Genomic DNA, 11,758 nt, shown 5'->3' with positions numbered 1-11,758 from the left:
GGCTTCAGGTTGCGCCGGGCGCTGTGCCCGGCTCGAGCCTTTGGCAAGGTGCGGCCCTGCCGAGCCAGGCCGCAAGCGGTGGCCAGACCACGGTCACCGTCAATCAGACCGCGCCGCAGGCGATCCTCAACTGGCAGAGTTTTAACGTCGGCAGCCAGACCACGCTCAATTTCAACCAGCAGGCCAGCAACTGGACCGCGCTCAATCGCGTGGTCGGCAATGCCGGACCGAGCCAGATCCTCGGCCGCATCACCGCGCCAGGGCAGGTGCTGGTGATCAACCAGAACGGCATCATCTTCGGCGGCGCGAGCCAGATCAATGTCGGCTCGCTGATCGCGTCAAGCGCCAATATCGCCGACAGCCAATTCCTCACCAATGGCATCTATTCGGCCCAGAGCGGCACCAATTATCTGCCTAGCTTCACCGGCGCCGGCGGCAAGATCGTGGTCGAGAGCGGCGCGCTGATCACCACCAATGCGCCGTCCTCAGTCACGGCGGGCGGCGGCTTCGTGCTGCTGATTGGCACCGAAGTCGACAATGCCGGCGCCATCACCACGCCGAAGGGGCAGACCCAGCTCGCGGCCGGCGACGATTTCATCCTGCGCGCCGGCTATGGCACCAACGCCAACCAGAACTCGACCACGCGCGGCAACGAAATCGCGCCGGTGCTGTATCGTGGGAGCAGCAGCGGGACCGTCACCAACACAGGTCTCGTCCTCGCCCAGCAGGGCGATATCACGCTCGCCGGCCATGCCGTCACCCAGGATGGCATCCTGCTCTCCACCACCTCGGTCAATCAGCGCGGAACCATCCATCTGCTCAATTCGGCGTTCGACGCTACCGGCAGCGTCACGCTGACCAATCACGGCATCAGCCTGATCCTGCCGGAGACCGATGCGGCGGCCGCGCTGGTGTCCGGCATTGATCCGAGCGTGACCGCGCTCAATTCGCAGCGCGATGCCCTCATCGCCTCGGCCAAGCCGAATGTGCTGGCGACCGGCCAGTTCGACAATCTTTCGACGCTGTCCGATCGGCCCGATCAGTCGCGCATCGAGATCGTCACCGGCGGCACCATCGATTTCAGGAACGGCTCGCTGACCATGGCGCAGGGCGGCCAAGTGACGGCCGCAGCCGGCAAGCGCGTGTTCGCCGAAAGCGGATCGGTCATCGACGTCTCCGGGACTAGCGGCACCGTGCTGCCCGCGTCGGCCAATTCGATCAAGGTCAACGTCCAGGGCAACGAGCTGCGCGACAGCCCACAGAACCGCGACAGCGGCACGCTCATCAACAGCAACATGTGGATCGACGCCCGCGATCTGACCCTGGTGCCGGCCGGCACCGGCGGCTATGCGACGGACCGTTACTACACCGCGGGCGGGTTGCTCGAGATGTCCGGCTATCTCAACAATACCGGCCACAAGATCGGCGAATGGACCGCGGTGGGCGGCACCATCACCCTGTCGGCGCCGGAGGTGGTGGCGCAGCGCGGCTCCATCTTCAACATCTCCGGCGGAGCGGTGCAGTATCAGAGCGGCTATGTGCGGCGGACGCTGCTGCTCGGCAATGACGGCCGCATCTACAATGCCGACGATGCCCCGGCCAATTTGACCTATGTCGCGGTGGCGAACGGCTTCATCGTCAATCACGCGCACTGGAACGTCGTCGAGGTCTATCTCAGTCCGTTCGGCAAAGGCAGCTCGCGCTGGGAGAACGGCTACACCGTGGGCCGCGACGCCGGCAGCCTCGTTCTCGCGACCCCGACCTCGGTGTTCGAGGGCACGATACTCGCCAATGTGATCGACGGCGAAGCGCAGGCCGCCAAACGCCCGACCAGCGTCACCGACGGCTACAAGCTGACGCAGAACACCGTGCCGCTCGCCGGCACGCTCGCGCTCGGGCAGTACAATGGCTATGGCCTGGCTGGCGCCTACAACACCGATGTGTCGTTCGGCAAAGTAGCGCCGGTGGCAGGCAATCTCGATCCGACGTCGGCGCTGCCGGCCGGTCGCGTCAACACCGCCTATTTCGACGCGCCGACGCTCAACAGCTTCGGCCTCGGCGGCCTCAACATCAACACGGCCAGCAAGATCGCGGTCGATGCGCCGCTGCAATTCTCGCCGGGCGCGCAGGTCAAGCTGATCGCGCCGACCGTCGACATCGCGGCCGGCATCACCGCGCGGTCCGGCAGCGTCACGGTCAGCAACATTCTCAACGGTGCAAACGGTACCGTCACGCTGACGAACGCGGCTGGAGGCGCAGCGCTGACGCTGGAGTCCGGCACGGTCATCGACACGCGCGGCCTGTGGGTCAATGCACAGATCGACCCGAACAGCTTGTCGGGCTTCGGCATCCTCGACGGCGGCAATGTCACCTTCGATTCCACCCAGGACATCACGCTCGCGGCCGGCAGCGTGATCGATGTGTCCTCCGGCGGAGCCATTCTCTCCAGTGGCAAGACCCGGGGCGGCAAGGGTGGCAACGTCACGATCATTGCGGGGCACACGCAGCAGGGTGCCGGAACGCCGGGCGACGGAAATCTGGTTCTCGACGGTGCGATCCGCGCCTGGGGCGTCACCGGCGGCGGCGCGCTGACGATCTCGACGCCCGGCAACATCGTGATCGGCGAGAATGCTGAACTGGCGGGGGGCATCTTGCCGGCCGGCACACCGGCGCCTCTGGCCGTGAAGCTGAAGCAGGCCATGACTATTCCGGCGGGGCAGCCCCTGCCGACGGCGCTGACGCTGAACTTCACCACGCTGGTGTACGACGCGCCGATACCGGTCGACGTCACGTTATCCGCGGTACCGACCGCGCCGACCGGTGCGGATTGGACCGTGCCGCAGGGCATGGATGCCCTCCAGAGCAAGAACGGCAATGGCGGGACGAATTATTGGAGCTCAGGCGATGTGATCCCGGCCGGGACGGTCATCACCGGCTGGAGCGGCAATGGCCGCATTCCGGCGGGAACCGTCATTCCCTCCAATGTCTTTCCGAACGGCATTCCAATCGCGCCCTATCAAATCACCTACGCCGCAGGATCGATTCAATCCACGCCGATGACCTATCCGGTCGGGGTCATTATTCCAGCCGGCGTGGTGCTGCCGCAGACGGTCCAGATCAGGGCAGCACCGGCGCTCAATCCTTCGTTCTTCACCGCCGGATTCTCCAATTACGACATCAATGGCGGGCTCGGTGTTGTGGTGGCCAGCAACACCGCGGTTGCGCCCGCGATGCCGGTCTACCGGTTCACGGCGAACAGCTATGCATCACTTTCCGGCACTGATCCGTCATCGGCACTGACACTTTGGACGCCGCCGCTGTTCACCGAGGATTCCGTCAAGGCCACGGTGAGCCAGCGGGGTGGCGTCAGCCTCACGTTGCGCTCGCTGATCAAATCGGGAACCGGTCCTCTCGTGAACGGCGGTGCTATCGTGGTTGGCGACGGCGCCTCGGTCAGCGTCGATCCGGGCCAGAACATCACGCTCGATGCCTTCGGTCAGATCAGCGTGTTCGGCAGCCTCACCGCACATGGCGGCAACATCACGTTGACCAATGATGCCTACGGTTCGCCGGTCGTGAGCGGCTTTAACTTCGACTTCAACGGCAACGGCCGCGGCGTTTCGATCTGGGTCGATGCTGCTGCCAAGCTCGATGTCTCTGGCCTGGCCTATCAGGCGACCGATACGGCCGGACATCTGTTCGGGCGGGCGACCGACGGCGGCTCCATCACTGTCAACGGCGGCGGCGCCTTCGTGATCCTGCGCCCGGGCGCCGAACTCAGTGCCGACGGCACCCAGGTTGCGATCGATCTCGCCGCGGGTGGCGCGGCTTCGTCAAGCCGACCGCAGATACTCACAACGAGCGGCGGCTCCATCACGCTGGCATCGCAGAGCGGTCTCTATCTCGACGGTGATGTCCACGCCTTCTCCGGTGGAGACGGCGCTTCCGGCGGCAATCTGTCCATCGCGCTCACCACGCCGAACTTCGACGGGAATATCGTCCCCAATGGCGCGGCGCTGTCCAATGTGATCGTTCCAAGCCTGATGACCGTGGTGCAGGCGCGTCCGGATTCCTCGCTGCCGGCGGGTATCGCTCCGGGCACGGGGGCGTCGCATCTGGTGTTCGGCCAGGCCACCGTGAGCGCCGACATGGTCAAGGCCGGCGGGTTCGACAGCCTGACGCTCACGTCCGGCGACTACATGCAGTTCTCGGGCAACGTGTCCCTGGCGCTGGGCCGCAGCCTGACCCTGACGGCCGCGGCCTTCACATCGGGGGCCCCAGTGTCCGGGCCGATCGATTTCTCGATGACAGCCGCGACCGGCAGCGTGAAGCTGTCGGCCCCCTACATCCTGTTTCGTGAAGCGACGGCCGTTGTCCCTGACGGAACCGTCAGCGGCAGCATCCGCAATCCCGCCGGGGCGGCCTTGCCGACCACGGCCACGTTCGAGGCCGCCGCAAACCAGATCGACATCCAGGGACTCATTGGATTTTCGGCGCGCTCACCGAACAACATGTATGCGCCCGGGTTCCTGACGACGAAACTGATCAGCCAGGGCGATATCCGCTTCCTGTCGATGCCCGGGGTCATCGCGACCCAGTTGTCCACCAGCGGCAATCTCGACCTTCTCGCCGCGCAAGTCTATCCCGCGACCAACACCACCGCTGTCGTGATCGCTGGCAGCGGCAATTCCGATCCGACCACGACGCTGACCATCGGACGCACCACGGACACCATTCCGGACGCGCCATTGTCGGTCTTCGGCAGCCTCGCTTTCCAGGCACCGGTCGTCGAACAGGGCGGCATCGTTCGCGCGCCGTTCGGCGCCCTGACGTTCGGCACAGGATGGCCCGTCTACACGCCGCGCGTCGATCTGCTGCCCGGCAGCCTGACCTCCGTATCGATGGCAGGCCTGACCATTCCCTATGGCGGCACGGTCGATGGCGTCACTTACAATTATAACGGAACCAGCGTCCGTCCGCTCAGTCTGACCAATTTCGGCATCAACTGGGCTCAATCCGGCATCATGCTGGATGGGCAGTCGATCAATGTAGCGAGCGGCGCGATCCTCGACATGTCGGGGGGCGGTACGCTCAGCGGTGCCGGCTTCGTCTCCGGACGCGGCGGTTCGGTCAACGTTCTCAACACCCCGCTTGTCAACGCCAACCCCGCTACACCTGTCAGCAAGGCCAGCGACAAAGTCTACGCCATCCTGCCTGGCTACAAGTCCAGCTATGCACCGGTCGCGCCCGAGAATGGCGCGGGTGATCCGGTGGTCGGTCAGCAGGTGACCATCCCTGCCGGCGTTCCCGGACTACCCGCCGGGACCTACACATTGCTGCCATCCAACTACGCGCTCCTGCCGGGCGCATACCGTGTTGAACTCGGTGGCAACAGCACGACATCGGTTGGCAGCCCGATATCGATCGGCAACGGTACCTACGCCGCCTTGGTTTCGACCGGGATTGCCAACACCGCGATCAGAAGCAGCCTGCCGGTGACGGCGCTGATCACCACGGGCACATCAGTTCGCAACTATTCGCAGTACAACGAGCAGGGCTACAGCGATTTCCTGATCGCGAACGTGGCCCAGTTTGGCGGCGTGCGGCCGCTGCTGCCGGCCGACGGCAAGGCGCTGGTGCTGCTGTTCGAGACGCCGACATCCCCGACAGGCGAATCCGCGCTCACCTTCAACGGCACGGCTCTGTTCCAGGGCGCGCAAGACGGGAATGCGGGTCAGGCGATGCTGGCGGGGGTCGGCGAAATCTATGCCGATGTGCCGACAGCGGGATTTGATGGCGTCTCGGTCCGCGCCTCCGACCTGAATGCGATCGCGGCCCCGCGCCTGACGGTCAATGGCTTCGCGTCGATCATTGACGGCACGTTGCTTCTCCAGTCTGCCTACAGCGTATCCAATCTCTTCATCCGTGACGGAGTCACCCTGACGGCCGGTGAGCTGTTCTTCGTGGGCAACAACATCATAGTGGGGAACGATGTCGAGCTGAGCACGATCGGGCGGGGCGCGGCGCCATTTGATTCCGTATCCACCGGCCTGAGCTACTCGGCGAACAGCCTCACGGTGCTGGCGCTATCCAACGGCACGCTGAACTTCCTCGGATCCGGTGCGGGCACCGGCTCGATCACGATCGGCGCCGGATCACAGCTCTATTCCGAGGGGACACTGGCGCTTGCGACCAATGGCGATTCCAGCATCGATCCAACCGCCCATTTCGGATCAAGCAACATCGCACTGGCGGTCGGCAGCATCAATATCGGCGACGCCGCGACTGTCGCAGCAGCGGGCGCACCATCTGGCTTGCTGTTCGATCAGACATTGTTCAACACGCTGCTCCACGGCGATCCTCTCCATGCAGCGCCGGCACTCAAGTCGATCACGCTCAGCGCCGCCAACGTCATCAATCTGTTCGGCAGCGCCGGCCTCGACGCCACCGGCAGTGGCGTCGATTTCGTGTTGAACACGCCGGCAATCTATGGCTATGGCGCGGCCGGTGATCATAACGTGATCGCCGCCAACAAGATCACCTGGAACGGAGTGCCCGGCGCCACGCCGCCGGCGGTCGTCGCGGGCGGAGCGGGGACCGGTAGCGGCACGCTCGATCTCCTCGCTGACGAGATCGACTTCGGCAAATTCGCTTCGCTCGACAACTCGTCGGTAAGCCGCGTGATTTACGGCTTCAACAACGTCAACATCACCGGCCGTTCCCAGATCGTCTCGGCCGGGAACGGAAAGCTGTTCGTCTATCAATCGCCGAGTTCCAATCCGGCTGATGTCTTAGGCCAGAGCGGCACGGGCGGCAATTTGACGCTGTCGACGCCGCTGCTGACCGGCGTGCAGAAGTCGATCATGGCCTATGCGGCAGGCGGCGCGCTCAATGTCGTCGCGCCCGCAGGCGTCGCGCCGAGCAATGCCAGCTCGACGGTTGCGGGCGCCGAGATCGATCTCACCGGCAACAGCGTCGCCATCGCCAGCACCATCCTGCTGCGGAGCGGCAAGCTCGTGGTCAATGCGACGGGCGATATCACGCTCGGCGGCGGCAGTCGGATCGATCTGAGCGGCCAGCCGTCGACGATCCAGAAGGCGACGGTTTATGGCTTCGGCGGCACGGCGATCTTCAACAGCGCGCAGGGTGGTCTGACGCAGGCGGCGGGCTCCGTCATTGACGTCTCCGCCGTCAACGCCAATGCCGGATCAGTCAGCATCAGCGCGGGCAGTGGGCCTGTGGCGCTCAACGGCGTGCTCAATGGTGCCGCGACGGGTGGTCACGGCAGCGGCGACTTCAGCGTCATTGCCGGTACGCTCGATTTTGCTGCGCTCAACGCGCTGCTGAATGCTGGCGACTTCTTCGATGCCCGCAGCTTCGAGATCAGTAACGGCAATCTCGTCATCGGCGACGGCGTCAAGGCCCGCAACGTCATGGTCTCCGTCGATGGCGGAAGCCTGACAGTTGCCGGCACCATCGATGCGTCCGGCTTTGCTCCCGGGACCATTCGGCTCTCTGCGGGCAATGGCCTGACGCTTACCTCCAGCGCGGTGCTCGATGTCCACGGCACGGTGTTGCAGACCGATAGCTACGGCCAGCCGATCGAAGCCAGGAATCGCGGCCATATCGAACTGACCGCCGCCGGCGGCATGCTCACGCTGTCTCCCGGTGCGACGATGGATCTCACCAGCCCGAACGGCGTCGCCTATGGCGATGTGGTGCTGAATGCGCGGCGCACCGGCGAAACTTCCGGCGATATCGCGATCAACGCCGCAGGTCCGCTCAACATCAAGGGCGCCTATAGCATCGCGCTCAACGCCTTCTGGACCTACAATCTGCCGGACGGCAGCACCATCACCCAGGCCACGCTCGACGGCTACGACACCGCAAGCACGACCTTCATCAACGCGGCACTCGGCAATACAGGATTGTCGGCGCGCGTTGCGGGGCTGTCAGTGTACGGCAGTGCCTATCATCTGCAGCCGGGCGTTCAGATCACTTCGAGCGGCGATCTGTCGACCTCGGGCGATATCGACCTCGCGAAGTATCGCTACGGCGCGAATGCCGATCGCGATCCGAACTCGGCGACCTACGGCGCCGGCGAACCGATGGCGCTGGTGATCCGTGCCGCTGGCAATGTGACTATCAAGGGGAGCATCTCGGACGGTTTCAAGTCGTCGCCTGGGCTGCCGGCTTCCTTTACGATCTTTGACGTCACCAACAGTCGGTACTTCACGCAACGCTCATCCGGCGGCTATTCCTACTGGTTCGATCCGAATACCGATGTCTATGTCGTGCATGATTGGACGATTCCAAACGACGCTTTCTACAACTGGTGGACCTTCGACTGGTGGGGCAATCTGGTCGACTCCAACAATCACGCCTACAATCCCGGTGATACTGTTCCGGCCGGCACCATACTGAGTGCAAGCAACAGCTATGGATTCGCGTTCGAGCCCGGCAACATGCCCACCGTTGGAATTGTGAGCAGCCCGGCAATTCCAGGCGCTTCGGCTACGTCGGCCGCAACCTTCATGCTGGCGCCAGGTTCGCTCTCCGCGTCGGTTCGACTGGTTGCCGGCGCAGATCTTGCCGCCGCCGACCAACGTGCGCTGCAGGCGCTCAACGGGCACGGCAATCTCTCGCTCAGCGATCCGGCGTACAATTCGTCGCTCAACGGAACGTTCTTCAGCGTGCTTCGTACCGGTACGGGCAGCCTCGATCTATTGGCGGGTGGAAGCTTCAGCGAGGCCACGCCCTATGGCGTGTACACCGCCGGCACGCAATCCGCGCCGTTCCTGGCGGCGGACGGAAGCAATCCGTACGACGTGATCGGCACCGCGGGCCGCGGCGGTGTTCATGCCTGGTATCCGGAACATGGCGGCGACGTTCTGCTCCTGGCGCAGGGGGATGTCACCGGTAGCATCCAGATCTTCAATAACAACACCCGCTATGTGGACTCGAATCTCACCAGCAATTGGCTTGGTCGGCAAGGCGGCGGTCTGTCGATCGATCCGACCGCTTGGTGGATCAATTTCGGTTCCTATGCCCAGACATATGCGTGGAATAACAGCCGGCAGTTGATCGGCTTCCAGGGCATCGGCACGCTCGGCGGTGGCAATTTGACGTTGGTCGCGGGCGGCAATGCCGGCGTGACGGGGAACGGGTCGACCGGTCTCGATCTCGCGGTGGCCTCGACCGGGCGGGTGCTGTCCGACGGGACCCTGGTTCAGACCGGCGGCGGCGATCTCACGGTGCGGATCGGCGGCAAGCTCAACTCCGTGGTGCCCGGCTACGCGGTGCAGGTACCGGACTATTACGGCTCGATCACCAATCTGCGCGGCGACATCGTCGTGAACGCCGGCGCCATCGGCGGGCTGGCGCCGAACCTGAGCGGCGCCGCCTTCACCTCGTACGACCCGCGCGCCGTCGATCCGAACGTCTTCAAGCGTTCGATCAAGGTCCCCGGACCGATCTTCACGCCGGGTGACGGCACCGTCAGCATCACGACGCGCGGCGATCTCGTGTTCGGCGGCGCCGGCGATGCTGGCATGGCTGATCCGGTCGATCAGAACCAAACCCCTTACACGGTGCGGAACGCTGACGGCACGACCTCGCTCATCACGGGCGGTGGGCAATCGCGCTTCACGCTGTGGACGCCAGCGACCGCGATCAGCCTGTACGCCGCGGGCGGCGACGTCGCGGCGCTGGACGGAAATCTCGCCGGCGGCGGCATCAGCAGTATCGCCTTCTATCCCGGCACGCTGATCGCGGTCTCCGCCAATGGCGACATTCGCTTTGCGGAGCCCGGAGGGACGCTGTCGTTCGCTCCGCTCGAGCTCGCACCTTCGCCGTTCGGGCAACTCGCGCTTCTGGCCGCGGGCTCGATCTACGGCTCGAGCCAGGTGGTGGCGATATCGGGTGCGGATATGATCACACTCGCCACGCCCTTCCATCCCGTGTTCACTTCGGTAACGAGCACGAATGCCAGTCCGACAGCGCCAAACCGTCTGACCGATGGCATTCCGATTGCCTTCGGCCCCGACACGCCGCTGACCAATCTGCATGCCGGCGACAATCAGCCCGCGCTGGTCTATGCCGGCGTCGACATCGTCGACCTGACCATCGGACAGGTCCAGGGGATGCCGCCCCAAACCAATCTGGGTTTCTTGCCGTCGCCCACGACCTGGTATACTGCCGCCAAGCCGTTCGAGATCATCGCCGGCCGCGATATCGTCGGCACCGGCCCGACGCCGGATGCGATCTTCAACAACCCCGACTTGTCCTTCGCCAACGCCGGTGACAATTCCGGCTACGTCTCCCTCATCAAGGCCGGTCGCGACATCATCTATCAATCGGTCACCGTCGCCGGTTCGGGTCTGCTGGATGTGCAGGCGGGCCGCAACCTGTATCAGGGCTATTACGGGATGCTGCAAAGCGTCGGCCCGCTGTTCGGTGCGAACGCATCGACCAGGTCGGAGGGGGCCAGCATCTGGGTGCTCGCGGGTGTCGGCCCAAAGGGGCCGGATTATGCAGGTTTCGCCAGGCTCTATTTCGATCCGGCCAACCAGCTTCCGGTGGACGGCACGCCGCTCGCCGGCAGCGGCAAGGTGGTTCAGACCTACGATCAGCAGCTCATCGCCTGGCTGAACAAGATGTTTGGCTTCACGGGTTCGAGCACTGACGCCTTGAAGTTCTTCCTGGGGCTGTCGAGCGAGCAGCAGAGCATTTTCGTCCGCCAGGTCTATTTCGCGGAGCTCACCGCCGGCGGACGCGAGGAGACAGGCGCGCTCGCAAGTCCGCGGCTCGGCAGCTACCTGCGTGGCCGCAATGCCATCGCCGCGTTGTTTCCCAGCACGGAGCCGCTGGGCAAGCCGATCACCTATGGCGGCGACATCACGATGTTCAGTGGCATCGCGCCGAATGGAACGGGTGGCACCTATCTCGCCAACGCCGGCATCCATACCGATTTCGGCGGCGATATCCAGATCCTCAATCCAGGCGGCAAGACCATCATCGGCGTGGAAGGCGTCTCGCCGGGCGCCAATGCGGGCCTGATCACGCAGGGCTCGGGCGACGTCGACGTCTATTCGCTCGGCAGCGTGCTGCTCGGCCAGAGCCGGATCATGACCACGTTCGGCGGTAACATCGTCGTTTGGTCGGCTACGGGCGACATCAACGCCGGCCGCGGCTCGAAGACGACGACGATCTTCACCCCGCCCCGGCGCGTCTACGACAATTATGGCAACGTCGCGCTGTCGCCGACCACACCTTCGGCCGGCGCCGGCATCGCGACGCTCAATCCGATCCCGGAAGTTCCGCCCGGCAATATCGATCTGATCGCGCCGCTCGGCACCATCGACGCCGGCGAAGCCGGCATCCGCGTCTCGGGCAACGTCAATCTCGCCGCGCTGCAGGTGGTCAACGCCGCCAACATTCAGGTGCAGGGCACCTCGACCGGCATTCCGACGGTGCAGGGGCCGCCGGTTGGGGCGCTGACATCAGCGTCAAACACCACCGCCGCCAGCCAGCAGGCCGCGGCGCCACCGCCAAAGAACAATGACCAGCCGTCGGTCGTGATCGTCGAAGTGCTCGGCTATGGCGGCGGCGACGGAAGCCCGCCGCAGGATCCGCCGGAGCAGCAGCGCAAACCGCGCGAGAAACAGAGCTACAACGAGAACAGCGCCTTCCAGGTCATCGGGCTCGGCGATGCGACGGGCTCGTCCGGCAGGTGATGCGCGCGAATGGACGACTTCCG

The 11,758-nt window shown here is 64.6% G+C and carries 1 protein-coding gene; it reads left to right on the top strand.

Going from position 1 to position 11,758, the window contains the following annotated elements:
* Positions 1–23 precede the first annotated feature (23 nt).
* Positions 24–11,735: a filamentous hemagglutinin family protein gene (locus tag H8B02_RS21365; protein WP_229168033.1), complete on the top strand. Its 11,712-nt coding sequence runs from the start codon at positions 24–26 to the stop codon at positions 11,733–11,735.
* The last annotated feature ends 23 nt before the right edge of the window (positions 11,736–11,758 follow it).

This window comes from Bradyrhizobium altum, from assembly GCF_020889705.1.
GTDB classification, from domain to species: domain Bacteria; phylum Pseudomonadota; class Alphaproteobacteria; order Rhizobiales; family Xanthobacteraceae; genus Bradyrhizobium; species Bradyrhizobium altum.
This window is presented reverse-complemented; position numbering and strand designations above follow the sequence as displayed.